The organism is Flavobacterium rarum (SeqCode) (genome assembly GCF_965234445.1).
GTDB lineage: Bacteria > Bacteroidota > Bacteroidia > Flavobacteriales > Flavobacteriaceae > Flavobacterium > Flavobacterium rarum.
Window position 1 is genome coordinate 197,513 of record NZ_OZ248504.1, and the last position, 20,536, is coordinate 218,048.

Sequence of the window (20,536 nt, forward strand, 5' to 3'; positions counted from 1 at the left end):
CGAACGGTTTATAATGTATTTTCGAATTTAAAATCTACTTTTTTAAATCAACTTATTTTTTTGAACTACAAAGCATCTACTTTTACTTTCACGAAAACGATATATCTCTTTTCTCAATTAATAATTGGTTTTCGTTAAAAGCTATTCAAAAATCAACCACTAATTTATTTTTAAAAAATGAAACATTTACTTTATACAGCGCTGTTCTACTTTTTGGTTTTGCATTGCGCGAATTCACAACAGTTGAAATCTCCTAATGGAAAATTCACGATGAACTTTACATTACAAAATGACGGCACTCCAAGTTATAGTTTAAACTATAAAGACAAAGCTGTTATAAAACCAAGTAAATTAGGACTTGAACTTAAAAATGATAAAAAATCATTGTTGAATGATTTTACTATAATTGACAGCAAAACTGCCACTTTTGATGAGACTTGGAAGCCAGTTTGGGGAGAAGTCGAGAGTATTAGAAATCAATTTAATGAGTTGGCAATTACGTTAAACCAGAAAGATACAGAGAGACAAATCATCGTCCGTTTCCGATTGTTTAATGATGGATTAGGTTTTCGATATGAATTTCCAACCCAGAAAAACTTGGTTTATTTTGTTATAAAAGAGGAAAGAACACAATTTGCCATGACGGGAGATCATACTGCTTTTTGGATTCCGGGAGATTATGATACCCAAGAATATGATTACACTACATCTAAATTATCTGAAATAAGAGTATTAACCGAAAAAGCAAAAACCGATAATTTATCGCAAACATCCTTTTCACCAACTGGTGTTCAAACTTCTCTAATGCTGAAAACTGCAGACGGATTGTACATCAATTTACACGAAGCTGCATTGATAAATTATTCATGCATGCACTTAAATCTGGATGATAAAAATCTGGTTTTTGAATCTTGGTTAACTCCTGACGAAAAAGGAGATAAAGGAAACATTCAAGCACCAACGCATTCTCCTTGGCGCACCATTATTGTAAGTGATGATGCTCGAGAAATTCTGGCTTCCAAAATGACTTTAAACTTAAATGACCCTTGCAAAATCGAAGATACCTCTTGGATTAAACCCATAAAATATGTTGGTGTTTGGTGGGAAATGATTAGCGGAAAAAGTTCCTGGTCATACACCGATGAATTTCCATCGGTACAACTTGGCGTTACTGATTATTCTAAATCAAAACCAAACGGAACCCATGGTGCTAATAATGCGAATGTAAAAAAATACATTGATTTTGCTGCTGCAAACGGATTTGGAGGTGTATTAGTCGAAGGCTGGAACGAAGGTTGGGAAGATTGGTTTGGTCATTCCAAAGATTATGTTTTTGACTTTGTAACGCCTTACCCCGATTTTGATGTGAAAGGTTTGCATGAATATGCAAAATCCAAAGGCGTGAAAATGATTATGCACCACGAAACCTCTGGAGCTGTTCGTAACTATGAACGTCATATGGATCAAGCATACCAATTTATGAAAGACAATGGGTACGACGCTGTAAAAAGCGGTTATGTTGGTAGCATCATCTCTAATGGCGATAATCATTATAACCAATTTATGATCAATCATTATCAATATGCAATTGAAAAAGCTGCTGATTATAAAATAATGGTTAATGCCCATGAAGCAGTTCGACCAACAGGAATTTGCAGAACCTACCCGAATTTAATTGGTAACGAAGCGGCTCGAGGAACAGAATACCAAGCATTTGGCGGTTCAAAACCAAACCATGTAACATTATTGCCTTTTACCCGATTAATTGGTGGACCGATGGATTATACCCCAGGTATTTTTGAAATGGATTTAAGTAAATTTAGTACCAACAATAAATCGCATGTAAACAGTACGATTGCCAATCAATTGGCGCTGTATGTAACCCTTTACAGCCCGTTGCAAATGGCTGCTGATTTTCCTGAACACTACAATAAATTTCCTGATGCATTCCAGTTCATTAAAGACGTAGCGGTAGATTGGAGCGAAAGCAATTATCTGGAAGCGGAGCCAGGTCAATATGTAACTGTTGCCAGAAAAGCAAAAGGAACCAACAACTGGTTTATTGGGAATGTAAATGGATACGAACCTCGAACTTCAAGCATCAATTTTGCTTTCTTGGAAAAAGGAAAAAAATACACCGCCACGATTTATGCTGATGGAAAAGACGCCAATTACAAAACGAATCCACAAGCATACACCGTTCGAAAAATACAGGTAACCAATACTTCTAAACTTTCTCAACTAAGTGCAGCTGGAGGTGGTTATGCGATTAGTATTATTGAAAATAAGAAATAATTTTTTCATAATCCGAACGGATTAAAAAACTGAACCATTAAGAAATTAAGCTTCATTAAGGATTAAAAACTTAATGAGCCTTAATGTCTTAATGGTTTAAAATTTTAAAGTGTATACATTATTTATCCCCATAAATCTGAACATCATCTACTTGAAAAGCACCATCCAAGGCAAGATTTTTACCCGAGCCGGTGTACTTGAAAGCAATGTTTATTTTTCCAGTATACGATGACAAATCAACTCCTCCCGAACCCACAAACTGATACCAAGGCGTAGCTTGTTTAGGCAATATAACTTTTAGCGAAATCCAAGTAGCCTTATCAATATTTAAACCGTCGAAATTATTAGAAACATATACTTCAATTGAATTTAAGGGTGAATCGACATCCAAATGATGTTGGGCAGATCTAAAAGTAAGTACTTCTTTGATGTAAATATCCATATCAATTTTTGGAGAAATCAGCCATGCGATATTCGATGCCACTTTGGTTCCTGTGGTATTAAACTCGGCATATCCATTTCCTGCATATACAGTGCCCAACCAAAATTTTGTTCCTTTCTGAACCATATTTGACCAACCCGGTAAATTGAGTTTAGTATTGGTTTCCACACTTTGGAAATTCTCTGCAAAGAACGGCACTGTTGCTGTACCTGAAAACACAACATCTTTTTCGGAACGCGGTAACAATTGAAAATCAGATCCGAATTTGGTCAAAACACCTCGTACTTTTCCGCTTCCGTCTGGAACAATTTTATCGGCAAAATCAGCAAAGCTACTGGTTCTAAATAACACTTGATTCCCCAATCTATCGGTCAAATTCCAGTTGGTCGCTCCTCCAACATCATTGGATTCTTCATAATAATGACGCCCAATTGCATCAGAAGTAAATTGCACATCAGACAATTCTACCAGTGTATTAATGTTCGAATCCTGCAACAAATCAGTTATAGAAATAGTGCGCACCAAAAGCTCCTCACTCACCATTGTGCAGGAAGCATTAAGTACTTTTTTATAATCATTTGGAGAAATTCGGCCAACTCCTCCTTCATTATACGTGTTGACATAAATACTTCCAATGCGCATTCCTCCAAAGTAAATATCACTATATTGATCTTTCATCTTAATATAGACTTTATTACCTAATCGAAAATCAATATAGGTATTCGAAGCATCTACAGGAACACTAAAGCCTATTGCTGGGGTTGTGGCTGTGGCCAAAGTTTGAAACGAAATCGTCTTAAAAAAATTTCCAGCCTCATCACTCGAAACCACATAAGCTTCAATAATATCATCGTAAGTATATTGTGTTACGATGGAACCTGTAACGGCTCGGACTTCTTCAACGGTGCGATTTACTTTCAAATCGGGTTGATTGCAAGTCAGTTTTGGTACATCAAATTCTTCTTTAGCACAACTGCCAAAAGTAAATGCAATTCCTAAAAAAACAGTATAGAATTTTAAGTTCATATTCTTTTATTTTAAAATTTATAAATTGATGTAAAGATTAACAAAATACGTTCTCCCGTAACCATAAAAATATTTGTTTCCAAAATTGGGCGTTCCGCTGGAAACATCTTGATTGAGTTGTCTGAAATTGGCATTTCGAGCTTGCTCATACCCTCCAGTTTTATAAGTCAAATCCAAAACATTATTTATGGTTGCAAAAAGTCCAATATTCTTACCTTTTATTCTCCAGGATTTACCTCCTGAAATGTTTAACAAAGTTGTTGGCTCAAATGCTTCTTGTTTCAATAATTCTTTCGCTCTTTCTTCGGAGGCTTCTGGAAAATTAAAACCGCTGGCTGGATTTTTATAGAAAGTTGCTGTTCTGGAAATAGGAGAAATATCTATAAAACTTTCGGCTAGATAATTAATATTGGCACCAATCCACCAATATTTAGGGTCTCTGTATTCGATTCCTAAAGCAAAAGCCTGCTGAGGCATTCCCGCCTGATGGTAATTTTTTAATGATGCTGTTCCAAAATCAAATACGGGATTTGGATTTTCAGAAGTTGCCTGAGCATCATTGGTAATCGTAACATTTGGATTACTGTCAATTGTATATTGACCATATCCAGCCGAGAAATTAGTCATTAATGTTGGATTCAATTGGTATTGAAAATTGAATTCGGCTCCTAAATTTTTCTTATCCAAATGTTTCAAGGTCTGACTTACAAAAGCATCTGTATTGGCATATCCTGCTCCGTCATCAAAAATTCCCTCGGCATAAAAGAAAGAGGTTTGGGTGATGTTCTTTATTTTGGCATAAAAGAGAGTCAAACGCGTTTGCCATTTTGGTGTTCGATAAAAATAACTCACATCCAAACTGCTTATATTCTCACTTTCTAATCCATCTACAACCGAATTGTTCAATCTTGAATTCGGAAATGTATTTCGGATTGTTGGCGCATTTGAAAGATAGGCTCCATTAAAATTCAACTGTTGCCTACCCGAAATTTTGAAAAGAATTCCGCCCTTAAAACCAAAATTCTCAAATTGCACTTTCTCGCTTTTGCCAATAGAATTGGTAGCGTAAATTCCGTTTTGGTACAAACCTTCCCTTTGATAATTGGTGCTTATAAAATTTTGCGCCAAATAAAAATCAACTTTATCATAAGTGAATTTAAAGTTGGTAAAAAGGTTTATCGTATTCGCATCATAATTAAAATTATAACCATATTCATCTCCCTCCACAACTTGTCTATCGGGATGATTCAAATCGGATTGCGCTTGACTTCCATTATAAAAAACATCGACATCATCAAAATACAAACCTCCTAACAAATCTGTCAGTTGTTGGTAATTATGGGATTTTAAATTACAAAAAAAACCTCCAGCCGTCAAGAAAAGATTATCACTTATTTGTGTATTGAAAGTAGAATTGGCCGTTATCGTTTGATCGTCCGTTCGGTCTTCATACAAAACATATTTACTTTTGGCGGGAACATAACCGGTTATTTGACCGTTGCCATCCAAAACCGGAGATTGATTTGCAAAATACATCGCCTTCCAATCGATTTGATTATTGGCTAGAAACTGTTCTTTGCTTTTTTCTGCATTCTCATAATCGGGAGTAAACGCTCCCGAAAACTCACCATTATCTGGCGCATACAAGGAACTGTAATAACTAGGCATTTTTCTATAATAAGTGGGATCGGGACTATTACCATTTTGGTAATCAATATTACTGTTGGTGATTTTCCCAAATTGATAGGTCAAACTTGAATTCAGAGTTGTGAATTCATTGATTGTATAAAAATGATTCAGCATCAAGATGGGTTCTTCGATGGTTTTTATTCTGGCATTTCGCTTTTTGCCGTCTTGCCAACCCCAATAAGAGTTGTATTTCTTGCTTGTTAATTCGGTAACTTCTGCAGTATTTGGTGAATTTTTAGCCCGGGAATTGGGCGTGTAGAATCCAGAAAAATTCAAAGAATGATGGTCGTTAACCTTCTTTTCAACACTTATAAAACCGGCTAAAGCATTGTAATTAGTGCCTTCAAAATACCCTTCATCAGCCCAGCGAGTTCCTGCCGAAACCACAAATGCCCACCCTTTGCTATTCATTCCTGATGCATAAGTTCCTACCATTCGCCAAGAATAATTGGTATTTGTCCCCGTAAAAGAAAGAATCGTCCCTGGTTTGTAAATCGAAGCGCGGGTATTAATTTCCTGAGTACCCAAAATTCCGCCAAAAGCATAATCTGAAGGAAAAGAACCCACAGTAAATTCCTGATTCCGAACCACATTGTTCAAGCCTCCCCAATCACCCCATTGTGGCCTACCGTCAAACAGTTTGTTCATCGTAACCCCATTAATCATGGTTGTCGCATATTGACTGTCCAGGCCTCGGATTCTAAAACGAGCCTGCCCCCAATTGAAAGCTGCTGCTTGCTGAAAAGCATCTCTGGAAGATTGTAAAAGTCCCGAAGTACTTTCAGATCCACTATTATCATCGCTCAAATCGCTTTCAAGAAGTGTAATTATTCCTGTTTGTTGCTCGGAAGTTTGATTGTCTTCTAATGGAACATTGCCCAAATCTAGCATTTCATCTTTGGCGATCAAAACGGGCAGTAATGCGTCCTTAAACCCTTGACTGTGCAAAAGCAATAATTGATTTCCAGGGACTACTGCATAAAAACTAAAAATACCATCAGCTGTTGTGAGTTGCATCAACTGTGTGTTTTCAATCGTAACCACAACATTTTCTATTGGCTTTTGAGTTTTAACATCAATGATTTTCCCTTTAATTCCTGTAGGTTTTTGGGCAAATACAAAAGTGATTTTCAATAAAAAAAGCATTCCTAACAAAGATTTACCCATACTTATTTTGAAAAATTATTTGGACACAATAAATCGCGTATCCAAGAATTAGATTCGTTTAAAAAAGAAAAAAAAGTTTTGGAAAAAAAGTGGTATTTTGAATTTTAATCGAATAGAAATAATACTCGCCTGCTATTCATGTTATAAACTTAAGTAAAAAACTGCCAAGTTGTATCTAAAAAGTATTTATTTTCTTATTTTCATTCAATGGCTTTAATTCGGCTTACCATAAAAGCGATGAAAAAACCAAAAATCCCAATGAAAGCAAAAGAATATCGCAGACTTGAAATCTCAGCAATATAACCAATTATAGGAGGCCCCATCAAAAAACCTAAGAAACTCACACTCGAAACAATAGTCAAAGCTTCTCCTGCAGGAACCGTTGGATTTTTTCCCGCAACACTATAAAGCGTAGGAACGATGGTAGAAACACCAAATCCAACCAGCATAAAAGCAATGGTAGAAGGAATTAAATAAGGAAAAAGAACGGATGTAAAAAGCCCAACCGAAATTAGAATCCCACCAATTTTAAGAATTAACTGTTTACCAAATCGATGAATCAGATGGTCTCCAAAAAACCGCCCACTCGCCATCGTAATCATAAACGAGGTGTAGCCCAAGATAACCAATGGTCCAGGTACTTGAATCACATCTTTAAAATAAACACCACTCCAGTCAAACATCACTCCCTCACTTGCCATACAACAAAAACCAATCACTCCCAACCAAAGCAAAGCACTATCCGGTTTTGAAAACAATTTTTTCTTTTCGGGTTTCAAAGTTTCTTTGGCTTTTATTAAAAATTTATAGTTAAAAGCTATTAACAAAAGTACAACTCCAGCAACTACTAAAAAATGTTCGTAAGGAGTTAAATGCAATGCAAGCATCCCCAAACCAATCACAGCTCCAGTAAATCCTGCTAAACTCCACATTCCATGAAAGGAAGACATAATGGTTTTTTTAAAAAGCACCTCGGTATAAACGCCCTGAGTGTTTACGGCAATATTGGCTAAGTTTCCAAATATCCCAAAGAGAAATAATCCAAGAGATAATTGCCATACTTCTTTGGCCAAACCCAAATTGGTCAAACTAAATAGATAGAATAACAACGAGAAAATCAAAACGCGGTAACTGCCAAAACGAGTAACCAATTTTCCTGAAAAAGGCATAATTACCAGTTGTCCAAGCGGAATAGCAAACAACACACTACCCAGACTCCCATCACTCAAATGCAACATCGTTTTAATATCCGGAATTCTACTCGCCCAAGTGGCAAAACTCAAACCCATACCAAAATAAAACATAGAAACTGCCAATCGAATTCGTAACAAATACGAGGCTTTGACATCTTTATACGTTTTCTTGTATTTGGCCTTGGTTCGTGTTCTTCCTATAAAATTTAAATCTATCAAAATAATTGTTTTTTTGGAAATCCTTTGTGTCAAAAGTACGAAAAGAAACAATCCAAAGACTCAAACAGCATTAATACAATAAATTACAACGTTATTGTTGAAAAAACAGTAACCTATTTGAATAATTTGGGGGTGCCACCATAAGAAAAATGGGCCAACTCAGCATATCGCTTAGTCGGCCCATTTCCCTTATGCTGTCGGGCTATCCGCGCTACTTTGGTAGCTAGCTTCAAATGAAATTCACTGAACACCTATGAAAATAAATGTATAGTGAAGTAATCCCTCACCCAAACTGCAAAACGAGATATTGATTATTAAAATGAGCTTAGAATTAGAAAATTGAATTGCCTCCAGCTTTATCTGGAGGAAAATTGAATGAAAATCAAAATGGCTTTAGCCAAAATAGCATCCTATTTTGGCTAAAGCCATTAACAACTATTCCAATTTTATTTCTCCAGCTAAAGCTGGAGGCAATTAAAAACTAATCACCATTCACCAAAGGGTTAAAACACAACCACTTCCCCTTTCGCATTACTTTGAATAGAAGCTTCAATAATTTGCATCACCTGCAAACCTTCAAGAGCAGAAACCGGTTCTTTGGTGTCATTCACAATCGACTGATAGACGCCATCAAAAAAATCATAATAATTACCCTGTAAAGTTGGAACCTTCTCTTTGATAATCTTGCCATCTATCTCCGTATGCAACAATCCTTCATTTCCGGGAGCTTCTGTTCCCCAAGAACTCAGATTGGGTTTCTTACCCAATTTCAATTCGTCTTCTTGTACGTCACCTCGTGGTTTCAGGAAAGACCCTTTTTTACCGTGAATAACATAGGCAGGATTGGCTTCTCGAACAAAAAAGCCTGCTTTCAACCGCACTCTAAAAGCTGGATAATACAGCACAATATCTATCCAATCATCTACCAAAGAAAGCGCACGTGTGATTCTTATATCGGCAAAAACACTTTGGGGAAATCCAAATAACGACAACGCCTGATCAACTATATGAGGTCCTAAATCTTTTAAAATTCCTGCACCCGAATTAACCGTTTCTTTATGCCCCTTCGGACTCAATAGCGGATTGTAGCGATCAAAATGGAATTCCGCTTCTACCAATTCTCCCAACACTTTGTCTTTCACCACTTTTTGAACCGTTTTAAAATCACTGTCCCATCTTCTATTCTGGAAAACCGATAATTTCAATCCTTTTTCTTTGGCCAAATTCACCAATTCCTGAGCTTCGGCGACTGTAGTCGTAAAGGCTTTTTCTACTACAGCGTGTTTCCCGGCAAGCAAAACCTGCTTAGCATATTCAAAATGAGTTCCTACCGGCGTATTTACAATGACCAAATCAATATCATCCTGAAGCAAAGTTTCAAGTGTTGGATAACTTTTTACATCTGGATAATCCAATTGAATCAACTGTTTGCTTCTTTCCCAAGAACCAACCAGTTCAAAACCTGTATGAAATTCCAAAAAAGGAGCGTGAAAGACTTTTCCAGACATTCCGTATGACAATAGTGCCGTTTTAATTTTTTGCATATTTTTTTATAGTAGTTTACAATCCTGCAAGATTTCCAAATCCTTGAAGGATTGATTTTTAAATTGGTTCTACACTCAATCTTGTGGGTAAAAAAAAAGAAAAATTTTACCATTAAGTGATTAAGAAAAATTAAGTTTTGTTAGACTTAATGAACCTTAATATCTTAATGGTGTATAGAAAAATTAAATTTTTAATTTTTAAAACGCACACGATTGATTGAATAACCTTTAAGTTGAATACCTACAAGGTCAAAAAAAGACCTCGCAGGAAAATCGTTTAGACAGTAGCTTATCTTGTTTTTGCTCTATCGTATTGTTTTGGCCATTGAACATCAACTCCTAATTCTTGTGCAAAAGTCAAACCTAAATTTGGATTCCTAAGCGACTCTCTAGCGAAGAAAACCAGATCGGCTTTACCACTTGCTATAATAGCTTCGGCTTGCTGAGAAGTGGTAATCAAACCAACTGCTCCTGTCAAAATTCCCGTTTCTTTTTTGATTTTTTCGGCAAAATGAACTTGGTAATTAGGTCCCAACGGAATTTGTTGATGCGACACCAATCCGCCTGAAGAAACGTCAATTAAATCAACTCCTTTCTCTTTTAAAATTTTAGAAAGTTGTACTGATTCTTCAGCGTTCCAACCGCCATCTGCCCAGTCTGTAGCAGAGATTCTGACCATTAAAGGAAACTCTTTCGACCATTCTGATTGAACGACATGCAGTACTTCCAGAAGCAATCGAGTACGGTTTTCAAAAGAACCGCCATATTCATCCGTCCTAGTATTCGACAAAGGTGACATAAACTGATGCAATAAATAACCGTGCGCCGCATGAATTTCAAGCACTTGAAATCCTGCTTGCTCCGCTCTTCTAGTTGCCAATTTAAAATCAGAAATTACTTTTTGAATTCCTGCTTTATCCAATGCAGTTGGCCCTTGTTCATTATCGTGATACCCAATAGCACTTGGCGCAACTGTTTCCCAACCACCTTGATTTTGAGCCAGTTTTTTATTGCCATACCAAGGAGATGAAACACTGGCTTTTCTTCCAGCATGAGCCAATTGGATTCCTGGAACCGAATCTTGTCTACTGATAAACTTAGTGATAGATTGTAGTTTTTTGATGTGATCATCACTCCAAATACCCAAATCACCTGGAGAAATTCTTCCCTCTGGTGAAACGGCTGTCGCTTCTTGAATGATTAAACCCGCACCACCTGTTGCCCGACTGCCAAGATGCACCAAATGCCAATCATTGGCAAATCCATCTTCTGAGGAATACTGGCACATAGGCGAAACTGTAATTCTATTTTTGAACGTAATACTTTTTATTTGTAGAGGAGAAAATAACTGTGAAGACATAAATACAAGGATATTAGTGTTTTAATTCAAATTGTATTAAAACAAGATTTATATCTAGTAAAGTTATCGTACTAACATGAAAATAAAAATGAAAAACGCATTAATTAACAAACATTTAAAACGATACCCAAAAATATAGCGTAAATAATAAAATAGAAAATAGTACTTTTGTCCGTCATTAAAGAACCGAAATTTAAAAAATGGAAATAGTTATCAAGCTTTCTCAATTTTTATTGAGCCTATCATTACTTATTATACTTCACGAATTAGGACATTTCATCCCTGCAAAATTATTCAAAACCAGAGTCGAGAAATTTTATTTGTTTTTTGACGTTAAATATTCCCTTCTAAAAAAGAAAATTGGAGAAACCGAATACGGTATTGGCTGGTTGCCTCTTGGTGGTTATGTAAAGATATCCGGAATGATTGACGAAAGCATGGACAAGGAACAAATGGCTTTGCCACCACAGCCTTGGGAATTTAGGTCCAAACCAGCTTGGCAACGTTTGATTATTATGTTGGGTGGAGTAACTGTTAACTTTATACTGGCTTTTATCATTTATATAGGCATGGCTTATGCTTATGGGGATTCCTATATTTCAAATGCCGATATGAAAGACGGTCTGTTGATAGAAAACCAAGCGATGATTAATGCTGGATTCAAATCAGGAGACAAAATCGTTGCTGTTGATGGCGAAAAAATTGTGCGTTTTGACAAGGAAATCAGTTCTAAAGTTATTTTGGCCAAACAAGTGGTTATCGACAGAAATGGTATAGAACAAACCATTATAATGCCAAATGATTTTGTGGATCAATTGTCTAAATTCGAGAAAGCTCCATTAGCTACTATTCGAATTCCTTTTGCTATCGGAAATATACCAGATGAATCGTTGAATATAAACCTTAAAGCAAAAGATATTCTTTTGTCTCTAAATGGTCAAACCACAAAATATCTTGATCAAGCCAAATCAGTTTTAGAAAACAACAAAAATAAAACAATTTCTGCAATAGTTTTGAGAGATCAAAAACAAGTAGCTGTAAATGTAAAAGTGAACAATGAAGGCAAACTTGGTGTTCAACTTGGTGGTTTAGGACTTGAAACACTTGAAAAATTAGGTTATTACAAAATTACACATCAAAAATACAGTTTTATGGAATCGATTCCTTTTGGTATTCAAAAAGGAAAAGATCAATTGGTAGGATACGGAAAACAATTGAAAATGATTTTCAATCCAGAAACCAAAGCATACAAACAAGTAGGCGGTTTTAAAGCGATATTTGACATTTTTCCAAGTTCTTGGAGCTGGGAACTTTTCTGGAGCATTACAGCGATATTATCGATTATGCTTGGAGTTATGAACTTATTGCCTATTCCAGCACTTGATGGTGGACATGTAATGTTTTTATTATTTGAAATCGTAAGCGGTAAAAAACCAAGTGATAAATTCCTAGAGAATGCTCAAATGGTTGGTTTTGTATTACTTATCAGTCTATTGCTTTTTGCCAATGGAAATGATATTTACAAAGCCATAGTGGGCAAGTAAAAAAGAATGCTTTTTTTGCATTTTTTGTTTGCCACATTTAAATAAATTTATATATTTGCACCGCTTCAAAAGTGAATCACACTTTCCTTCTTAGCTCAGTTGGTTAGAGCATCTGACTGTTAATCAGAGGGTCCTTGGTTCGAGCCCAAGAGAGGGAGCATTATTAAAAGCCTGACAGCAATGTCAGGCTTTTTTGGCTTAACCCCAGTAAAACCAACGCTTCAAAAGACTTTATTAAATTTTCAAAAAACATTTGGTACATTCAAATAAAATCATATCTTTGCACCGCTTTAAAAGTGAATCACACTTTCCTTCTTAGCTCAGTTGGTTAGAGCATCTGACTGTTAATCAGAGGGTCCTTGGTTCGAGCCCAAGAGAGGGAGCATTATTAAAAAGACTATCAGCAATGATGGTCTTTTTTTTTGTTTAAACCCACTTTTTTATTCTGATTATCGCTTCCCCATATAAAAAGCAGAATATCTTTAAAAATCAACCATTCAAACAACAAAACACCCAATACCAAATGGGGGTTGTATTTAAAACATCGACATAGCCAATGCGAAATCGAAAAAAAATTCAATTAAAAAAATTAGAATTGACAAAAAAAAGATTAGCTAAAAAAGAAAGTCATATAAATTACTAAATAATCACAACTTTGTTTATTTCGGTTATAATAATTTAATAATTTAGTTCAAAATGAAGCTCCAAAAGCCATTATATGTCATACTCATTAATTAATTATTTATTACTGAGAAATATGATGAAAGTGATGCCAAAACTGAACCCAAAAAGTTGGGACGAGATGTTCTCGAATGAAGGCGTGAGAGATTCTTATGCTCAAGTTCTTCAAACTTTACAGAATTTAAATCCAGAAAATCTAAACACTAAACAAATTCAGGCTTCCGATTAGTTCATGAATCAGCGTATAACATTTACCATTTATAGTGACGACGAATAAGAAATAGAAAGAATTTTTCCTTTTGATATCATTACAAAAGCAGAATGGAGCGAAGTCCAAACTGGAATCAAACAGCGATTAAAAGCGCTTAATTTGTTTTTGGAAGATGTATATAATGGACAAAATAATCCCTGCTTCATTAATAGCCTCTTGCCCAAATTATATACAGGAAGCTCACGGATAAAAGCGCCTCATAACATTCATGTCCATATTGCTGGAATTGATTTAATTCGAGGGGCAATGGGTGAATTTTATGTACTGGAAGACAACCTATGATGTCCTAGTGGCGTGAGTTACATATTGGAAAATCGAGAAATTACCAAACGGATTTTCCCAGACATGCTTACCTCAAACAAAGTAAGCATGGTAGAAAATTATGTTCCAGACATGATAAAATATTACCTTAACGAAGAACCTATACTTAAAAATGTTCCAACATACCAAATGGAAAACAAAGAAGAAAGAGAATTGGTATTTGCCGATAAGAAAATATGGCAATTAAAGAAACCAATGGAAGTGGCGGTTACGGAATGATCATGGGAAACAAAGCTACCCAGAAGAACTTGATAATGGAAAAATTGCCATTCTAGCCAATCCCAGAAATTTTATAGCACAACCAATTATTCAACTTAGTACAATCCATTGCTTAATAGATGGCCAATTGAAATTACGCCATGTAGATCTAAGACCTTATGCTTTATGCGGGCCCAATGGAGTAGAAATAGTGCCTGGAGGACTAACTCGAGTCGCATTAACAGAAGGCTCATTGGTAGTCAACTCTTCACAAGGCGGAGGAAGCAAAGACACTTGGATCATAAAGTAATTTCATTTTAAAATTTAAAATGAATAAAATGAAAACAAAGACATTAAACACAGAAAAAAACGACAAGCCAATGTTTGCCTTTTTACCAGAAATGGTTTTAAACCATTTGAATGAAGCGACACCAACTGAGCTTACAGCAGCAATTTCAAACGAACCTGTAATCGAAAAAATAACAATATCAGCAGAACCTGAAATACCTAATTTAGAAGATTCAAATATTGAAATCATCCCGAAAAAAGAAAAAACAAAACCTATTAAAACTACTGTTGAACCTATTGTTTTGGAAAAACCAAACAATAAAACAGAAAACAATTTTATTACAAGATTTTCAAATAAAATCAAAATCTATTTATCTCAATTCTTAAATCAATCAAAATGAAAACAAACATGCTAAGTCGATTTGAATCTCAGGCTCCTATTATTGAATCTAAAATAGAAACGATTGTAAAACCCATTATCAACAAGTGTTAATAAAGAAAACACAATTATCCGATTTCTAAAAAATTTATATCACTTTTAAAATCCATTCAAATGAAAACAACAATGCAAAGTGGGGTTACAACCGAAATGTTTTTGCTCACCAATTAAAACAATCTCAGGCTCCTATTATAGAATCTATAATAGAAACTATTGTAGAACCTATTATCTACAAGTGCTAAAATAGAGAACTATTTAGGCCACAATTTTCGGCCGGTGTGAACTTGTATGCACCTAGCTGATGATGAGTTACGGAATCGCGTGAGGGATAAAGCAAGGCGCCATGCGCTCGTGATAGCCCGACGCTGTTGAGCAAAGGGGCTGTATAAGCGGTTCTACAAATAAGCCCCTTTGCTCAACAGGGTCACGCCCAAAAAATTATGATCGAAAAAACTACAATTGTCCTATTACTACTAAAAAGCTTTTTTTACAATTTATAAATCGAATTAGATGAAAGCAAATATGCTAAGTCGAGTTGCAGACGGAATGTTTTGGCTCAACAGATATATGGAAAGAACCGATGGCATGTTGCTAACTCTTAACACCAGTTACATCCTGTCCTTTGACAAAGAAACTGATGATTGTCAAGGATACAAACTTTTATTAAGATGCTATACCGACTTAACCTACGACCAAATTAATGAGGTCCAATATGACACTAATTATGTCCTTAAATATATTATTTGCGACAATTTGAATCATAATTCGGTTATAAATCTGGTTATAAAAGCACGCGAAAATGCTCGAGGTTCTCAAGATAAAATAACAAAAGAATTATGGGAGCACATCAATTCGCTGTATCATTTTATGAATTCTCCTGATCTTCCCAAAAAACTGGAAACATCTGATGCATTAAAAATTGCAAACAAACTCAACAAAGACCTCTTACTTTACAATGGAATATTGCAAGTAACAATGCCTAGGGGACTGGGCTGGAGCTTTTCGAATATTGGAAAATTGATAGAAAGGTGTTTGCAAACTATCTTTATGACACAGGCTTATTATGCTCCTATCAATTACAATCTAAACGGAAATGAGGACGTAATGTATTGGCGAAGATTATTACTCTCATTATCTGTTTATGAACTCTATCTTAAAAGTTATAGCAAAATCAAGCACAATAGAAAAGTGGTGCAACATGTAATTCGAAAAAATTACTTACATTAAGGGAATCACCATTGTCGAAGCTAATGTTGTTGAAATTTTTATGATTGCACCCCTATAAAAGGAACTTTCAAAGGATTCGCCATACAAACTTTATCGGTCTGTGTCTCTATTGGCTACGAAGATGGCAGGCATTATGAAGAAATAAACAATGTCGTTTTTGAATAAATTCCACAAGAAGTTAAAGAGCAAATTAGCTATATTGAACAACAGCAACAACAGTAAGAAAATCCATTTTATAATTTAAAAAACAAATTGCCTTTTCAAAGGTGATATAATTTATTATTCCCTCTTTTTTATTAAAAATAAAAAGAGCTTCAATGTTAAAAAATAAATTTTTTCTTCCGAAAAAAGCAAAGACGCACAAAGACACATAGTTTCGAAGTATTAAAAACTTAAACAAACAATCCAATTAATTTAAACAAGAAAGTTTATGAAATAAATTTTTGCGTGCCCTTGTGGCTTTACAATATAAAACTAACACAAGATTGATGATTCAATTTCTCAAGTATAATTATAAAATAAAAACTATAACCAATATAGAATGGCGCGAAAGTATTTGTTTTTTAGACAATAAATATGTCTTTTATGTTATATTTTAGACCAAAACCACACGTTAAGTGATAAAACATGCAGAAATAAAATCATTTATTATATTTTATCACTTATCAAAAAGTATAATTGGCAATGCTAAATGTATTGAGATATACTTGAAATAATAAAAACCTAACTTCAACTTTTTAATTATTACTTATTGTGGAATATCTTTTTTTCAATCTAAATTTTTACCTCGTCACTTCTTCAATCAGATAAAAAATAGATTTAAAATCAATACCGCTCATTCTTTCTAATCCAATCTCACAGGTTCTACTGGTGGAATACCCTTCTTTGCAACTGGTGGGAATTTGAGCTTTTAATTCTCGTAATCCGTGTTCGTTCAATTCAGGAACAAGGAAACCTCTATCTCCTGCAAAACCGCAACAATTGCTGTCAATAATAGTTACGTTATTGGCACAGAGTTGGGATAAAGCAAGTAGTTGGTCCATCTTTCCGATTTTTTTAACCGAGCAAACCGGGAAAACCGCTATCGTATCTTTTTTACTTTTTACCGTTAAAAGAGGCATCACATAATCGAGCATAAAGTCAATAGGATCGACAATTTTTAGCGTTTTCGAAAATTCCTCTTTCGAATGGTAAAAACAAGGACTCATGTCATACAAAATAGGATATTTTCCGTTTTCTGAAACTTTCAGAAGGTCTTTTTCTAAAGCTTCAGATTGTGCATGATTGGCTTCGGCATAACCTTTGCTCGAAAAAGGCATTCCGCAGCAATGCGTGTCTAAAGCTTCAGGATAAATTATTGTAAAACCGGCACGAACCAATAATTGATGAGTTAGCGCGGTCAATTGAAGATCATCTGAGTTTTGAAAACTATTTTTACCCATACTTCTATTGATGCAAGAAGGAAAGTAAACGACTTTTAAATCAGAGGTTGTATTCATTTGTTATGTATTAAAAGGTCAACCGCAGATTTTAATTTAAAATTCTTTAAATCTTTGAGTGAAAATTAAAAAATAATCTGCGAATCAGCGGTTAATTTTTTGGTGTTTATTTTTTTGGCTCCTTTTGGCATTTCGGGAATCCATTTCGGAAGTTTTCCAAAGGTTATAAAATGGGATGCATTGGACAATGCTGTCATGATAGTGGTTCCAAGAATAATATGAAAAACAGTAACTATTTTCAATCCAACTCTCAAAATTGCAGTTGTTCCCGCCATGTGTGAACCAATATATGTAGCCACTTTTTTATTCCCTGAATCCAATTCATTGGCGCGCCATTCTTTTACAAATTTTCCGGTATCAATATGTACAGGGCATGCCAAAGCACAAAGTCCATCGGTTGCACAGGTTTCATCCAATTGGTACGTAACCTCTTTTTGAATGTCTGCCAATCGCTTCGGATCATCATTCGTGCTTTCCAATCGGCTGATTTCTCTGGCAATCACAATGCGTTGTCTTGGAGACAAAGTCAGTCCTTCCGATACGCAATGCGGTTCACAAAATCCGCACTCCATGCATTTGTCAATAATTGCATTGGATTCGGGGAGTGGTTTTAAATTTTTGAGATGTGCTTTGGGATCGGGATTAATGAGTACATCTGGATTTATTTTGTTATTGGGGTCAAAAATAGTCTTGATACGTTTCATGATTTCATAAGCGGCAGTTCCCCATTCTTTTTCTACAAAAGGTGCCATATTGCGACCTGTTCCGTGTTCGGCTTTCAAAGAACCATTAAAACGATCGACCACCAAAACAGCCAATTCGGACATTAATTTTTCGTACCTATCGATTTCATTTTGGTTCGAAAAATCCTGAGAAAACACAAAATGCAGGTTTCCTTCTAAGGCATGACCAAATAAAACAGCATCATGGTATTCGTATTTTTTAAACAAATCTTTCAATGCCAGACAAGCCTCGGCCAGTTGTGGCAAAGGGAAAGCAACATCTTCTATAATCACGGTTGTTCCGTTTTTTCGAAGTCCCCCAACTGTTGGTAGCAATCCTTTTCGGGCTTTCCAATTGAAATAATATTGCTTGGGATTTGAAGTAAATTCATATTCCGAAAAAGTGGGAATAGATTCAATTTCTGAACGAACTTTTAGTTGTTTTACCAACATAGTATCCAGATCGTTATCCCTGCATTCGACTAATAAAGCACATGCCGATTCGGGTAATATTTTGAAATAGTCTGGCGCATCATCGTCATTTTCTACAGATCGAATCGATTCCCTGTCCAACAATTCAACCGCTGCAACGGGTGCAGATTTTAATAAAATAGTGGCATTGCAGGCATCCTGTATCGTATTAAAAATGAGTAAAGAACAGGATTTGTGTTTTTCATCAATAACCGTTTTGAAAGTCACATTAGAAATAAAAGCCAATGTCCCCTCCGACCCTACCATCAAATGTTTGATGATTTCAATGGGATCTTGATAATCAACCAATGCATTGATGCTGTAGCCTGTGGTGTTTTTTATTTTGAATTTATTTTTGATAAGATGATACAGTATTTCGTTGCTTTTGATTGTATCTCTGAGATTTTCAATTTCTTCAATTAAAACCGCTTTATCTTTTTGGAAAGCAGCAATACTCTTCTCATTTGAAGTGTCTAGAATGGTTCCGTCATGCAATACAATTCGGATATCTGCTATGGTTTGATAAGAGTTTTGAGCCGTTCCGCAGCACATTCCACTTGCATTGTTAGCGACAATGCCGCCTATCATAGCCGCTCCTATTGAAGCAGGATCAGGGCCAATTTTCAAGCCATGAGGCGCTAAATAATTGTTGGCTTTGGCACCAATAATTCCAGGCTCTAATTTTATTTTAGTATTGTTATCCAAAAGCTCAAAACTTTTCCAGCCATGTGTAGCCACTACCAAAACAGAATCAGAAATAGCTTGCCCTGACAAACTAGTTCCGGCCGCACGAAATGTCAAAGCAATATCAAGTATTTTGGCTTGTTTTATAATTTCGATAACTTCCGATTCGTTGTGGGCCAGAATTACGATTTTTGGAATCAGTCTGTAAAAACTGGCGTCGGTTCCATAAGCAAGCGTTTGCAACGGATTGGTCAAAATACGTTTGGGATCAATAGATACCGATAATTTGTCTTTTAACTTTTGAAAGGATGGAGCTAACATAATTAAGAAAAAATTTTAAGTTTCAAAAATAGTTAAAACAAAGCGCTTTTTAGTGATTATAGTTTTGTTTTAAATAGTTAACCGCAGATTCGCAGATTATAAAATAATCTGCGAATCTGCGGTTAACTGTATTGCCATTATTAGCTATTTGTTTGTTGAAATCACATAAATTTTCTAGTTTTTCAAATCTTTAATCACTTTAAAAGCAACATCAACTTCATTTTCGCTTACCAAAATCGTAAACTCATTCGATGTTGAAATTACCTCATTGATTATAATTCCTTCCCAAGCCAAACGTTGAAAAATGAAATAATAAATTCCAGGAACAACCATATTCTCTTTGGGCAATTTTACAGTTATGGAAGCCAAATTATCCAATTTCTGAATCATTTTTTCGGTAGCAAAATGTTTTTCAACCAAGTGATTTACGCTATTGCTTACCACAATGTTAGTCTCATTCACTCCTTTGGACGAAGTATAAAAAATATCAGGTAAAGAATTAATATCAGTAATTAAATCGGCTTGTTTGTTCAAAACGGTGTCCGAAACAGCAAATGTATAATCCGTCAAAGCCGAACGAACGGTAATTTCACCAATGTTTTTTATTACTTTATTGATTTTATGATTCAATCTAAAATCTAATTCTTCTGTAAGTCTTTTAAGCGCCATTACTACAGCTCCTTGTTTTACCTCTTTTCCAAATTCACTTTCCAATTCGTTCATTATATTCCTTGACAATGAAGTCAAGTTGATTATGCCTAATGATAAAGCATTTAACAAAAAGGGTTTAGTTTTGATGTAATTTTCAACAATTGAAGAAACTGTTTTCATAATTCACTGTGGTTTTTACGTAGTTAGTACTTAGTTTTTGGGCTTAATTTCTGCACAAAGATACGCAAAAAACAATTTGTTACAAATATAACATTGTTAAATTT

At 35.2% G+C, this 20,536-nt stretch carries 15 protein-coding genes, 2 tRNA genes and 1 pseudogene; 10 read left to right on the plus strand and 8 right to left on the minus strand.

Features of this window, described 5'->3' with window-relative positions:
• The first annotated feature begins 177 nt into the window (after positions 1-177).
• Positions 178-2,295, plus strand: coding sequence for a glycoside hydrolase family 97 protein (locus AC8GF4_RS15885; RefSeq protein WP_506595999.1), 2,118 nt, complete (start codon positions 178-180; stop codon positions 2,293-2,295).
• Positions 2,296-2,413: 118 nt separating this feature from the next.
• Here AC8GF4_RS15885 and AC8GF4_RS15890 read toward each other — a convergent pair whose 3' ends face one another.
• From AC8GF4_RS15890 to AC8GF4_RS15910, 5 genes are all read right to left on the minus strand, one after another.
• Positions 2,414-3,763, minus strand: coding sequence for a DUF5689 domain-containing protein (locus AC8GF4_RS15890; RefSeq protein WP_506596001.1), 1,350 nt, complete (start codon positions 3,761-3,763; stop codon positions 2,414-2,416).
• A gap of 18 nt (positions 3,764-3,781) precedes the next feature.
• Positions 3,782-6,619: a carboxypeptidase-like regulatory domain-containing protein gene (locus tag AC8GF4_RS15895; RefSeq protein ID WP_506596003.1), complete on the minus strand. Its 2,838-nt coding sequence runs from the start codon at positions 6,617-6,619 to the stop codon at positions 3,782-3,784.
• A 200-nt stretch (positions 6,620-6,819) separates the two neighbouring features.
• A complete protein-coding gene (locus AC8GF4_RS15900) occupies positions 6,820-8,031 on the minus strand; it encodes an MFS transporter (protein ID WP_506596005.1) in 1,212 nt (403 codons plus the stop codon).
• 503 nt (positions 8,032-8,534) lie between these two features.
• On the minus strand, positions 8,535-9,575 hold the full coding sequence (locus AC8GF4_RS15905) for a Gfo/Idh/MocA family oxidoreductase (RefSeq protein ID WP_506596007.1): 1,041 nt from the start codon (positions 9,573-9,575) through the stop codon (positions 8,535-8,537).
• 289 nt (positions 9,576-9,864) lie between these two features.
• Complete coding sequence (locus tag AC8GF4_RS15910) at positions 9,865-10,935, minus strand: NADH:flavin oxidoreductase/NADH oxidase (RefSeq protein ID WP_506596009.1); 1,071 nt, start codon at positions 10,933-10,935, stop codon at positions 9,865-9,867.
• A 200-nt stretch (positions 10,936-11,135) separates the two neighbouring features.
• Here AC8GF4_RS15910 and rseP point away from each other — a divergent pair, with 200 nt between their 5' ends.
• The 9 genes and pseudogenes from rseP to AC8GF4_RS15955 all read left to right on the plus strand — a co-directional run bounded on the left by rseP (position 11,136) and on the right by AC8GF4_RS15955 (position 15,904).
• The gene (rseP, locus tag AC8GF4_RS15915) at positions 11,136-12,479 is read left to right on the plus strand and encodes an RIP metalloprotease RseP (RefSeq protein WP_506596011.1); all 1,344 of its coding nucleotides are present in this window, start codon (positions 11,136-11,138) and stop codon (positions 12,477-12,479) included.
• Between the two features lie 84 nt (positions 12,480-12,563).
• Positions 12,564-12,637, plus strand: a tRNA-Asn gene (locus AC8GF4_RS15920).
• Positions 12,638-12,788: 151 nt separating this feature from the next.
• Positions 12,789-12,862, plus strand: a tRNA-Asn gene (locus tag AC8GF4_RS15925).
• 335 nt (positions 12,863-13,197) lie between these two features.
• On the plus strand, positions 13,198-13,389 hold the full coding sequence (locus tag AC8GF4_RS15930; protein ID WP_506596013.1) for a hypothetical protein: 192 nt from the start codon (positions 13,198-13,200) through the stop codon (positions 13,387-13,389).
• 114 nt (positions 13,390-13,503) lie between these two features.
• Positions 13,504-13,743 (plus strand): annotated as a pseudogene (locus AC8GF4_RS15935) (circularly permuted type 2 ATP-grasp protein); the annotation flags it as partial.
• A 33-nt stretch (positions 13,744-13,776) separates the two neighbouring features.
• Positions 13,777-13,971: a circularly permuted type 2 ATP-grasp protein gene (locus AC8GF4_RS15940; protein WP_506596068.1), complete on the plus strand. Its 195-nt coding sequence runs from the start codon at positions 13,777-13,779 to the stop codon at positions 13,969-13,971.
• A gap of 49 nt (positions 13,972-14,020) precedes the next feature.
• Positions 14,021-14,260, plus strand: coding sequence for a circularly permuted type 2 ATP-grasp protein (locus AC8GF4_RS15945; RefSeq protein WP_506596070.1), 240 nt, complete (start codon positions 14,021-14,023; stop codon positions 14,258-14,260).
• Between the two features lie 28 nt (positions 14,261-14,288).
• Entirely contained in the window at positions 14,289-14,639 is a 351-nt protein-coding gene (locus AC8GF4_RS15950) for a hypothetical protein (protein WP_506596014.1), read from the plus strand.
• A 548-nt stretch (positions 14,640-15,187) separates the two neighbouring features.
• Positions 15,188-15,904: an alpha-E domain-containing protein gene (locus tag AC8GF4_RS15955; RefSeq protein WP_506596016.1), complete on the plus strand. Its 717-nt coding sequence runs from the start codon at positions 15,188-15,190 to the stop codon at positions 15,902-15,904.
• Between the two features lie 782 nt (positions 15,905-16,686).
• Here the strand turns inward: AC8GF4_RS15955 and AC8GF4_RS15960 are convergent.
• The 3 genes from AC8GF4_RS15960 to AC8GF4_RS15970 form a co-directional block, all read right to left on the minus strand.
• Positions 16,687-17,403 (minus strand): heterodisulfide reductase-related iron-sulfur binding cluster, encoded by a 717-nt coding sequence (locus tag AC8GF4_RS15960; protein WP_506596017.1) that lies wholly within the window; start codon positions 17,401-17,403, stop codon positions 16,687-16,689.
• Positions 17,404-17,468: 65 nt separating this feature from the next.
• Entirely contained in the window at positions 17,469-19,601 is a 2,133-nt protein-coding gene (locus tag AC8GF4_RS15965) for an FAD-binding and (Fe-S)-binding domain-containing protein (protein WP_506596019.1), read from the minus strand.
• A gap of 174 nt (positions 19,602-19,775) precedes the next feature.
• Entirely contained in the window at positions 19,776-20,432 is a 657-nt protein-coding gene (locus tag AC8GF4_RS15970) for an aspartate kinase (protein ID WP_506596021.1), read from the minus strand.
• Positions 20,433-20,536 lie beyond the last annotated feature (104 nt).

Coding starts and splice junctions, on each gene's coding strand:
- AC8GF4_RS15885 (WP_506595999.1), top strand. CDS start 178: ATGAAACATTTACTTTATACAGCGCTGTTCTACTTTTTGGTTTTGCAT.
- AC8GF4_RS15890 (WP_506596001.1), bottom strand. CDS start 3,763: ATGAACTTAAAATTCTATACTGTTTTTTTAGGAATTGCATTTACTTTT.
- AC8GF4_RS15895 (WP_506596003.1), bottom strand. CDS start 6,619: ATGGGTAAATCTTTGTTAGGAATGCTTTTTTTATTGAAAATCACTTTT.
- AC8GF4_RS15905 (WP_506596007.1), bottom strand. CDS start 9,575: ATGCAAAAAATTAAAACGGCACTATTGTCATACGGAATGTCTGGAAAA.
- AC8GF4_RS15910 (WP_506596009.1), bottom strand. CDS start 10,935: ATGTCTTCACAGTTATTTTCTCCTCTACAAATAAAAAGTATTACGTTC.
- rseP (WP_506596011.1), top strand. CDS start 11,136: ATGGAAATAGTTATCAAGCTTTCTCAATTTTTATTGAGCCTATCATTA.
- AC8GF4_RS15930 (WP_506596013.1), top strand. CDS start 13,198: ATGTCATACTCATTAATTAATTATTTATTACTGAGAAATATGATGAAA.
- AC8GF4_RS15940 (WP_506596068.1), top strand. CDS start 13,777: ATGCTTACCTCAAACAAAGTAAGCATGGTAGAAAATTATGTTCCAGAC.
- AC8GF4_RS15950 (WP_506596014.1), top strand. CDS start 14,289: ATGAAAACAAAGACATTAAACACAGAAAAAAACGACAAGCCAATGTTT.
- AC8GF4_RS15955 (WP_506596016.1), top strand. CDS start 15,188: ATGAAAGCAAATATGCTAAGTCGAGTTGCAGACGGAATGTTTTGGCTC.
- AC8GF4_RS15960 (WP_506596017.1), bottom strand. CDS start 17,403: ATGAATACAACCTCTGATTTAAAAGTCGTTTACTTTCCTTCTTGCATC.
- AC8GF4_RS15965 (WP_506596019.1), bottom strand. CDS start 19,601: ATGTTAGCTCCATCCTTTCAAAAGTTAAAAGACAAATTATCGGTATCT.
- AC8GF4_RS15970 (WP_506596021.1), bottom strand. CDS start 20,432: ATGAAAACAGTTTCTTCAATTGTTGAAAATTACATCAAAACTAAACCC.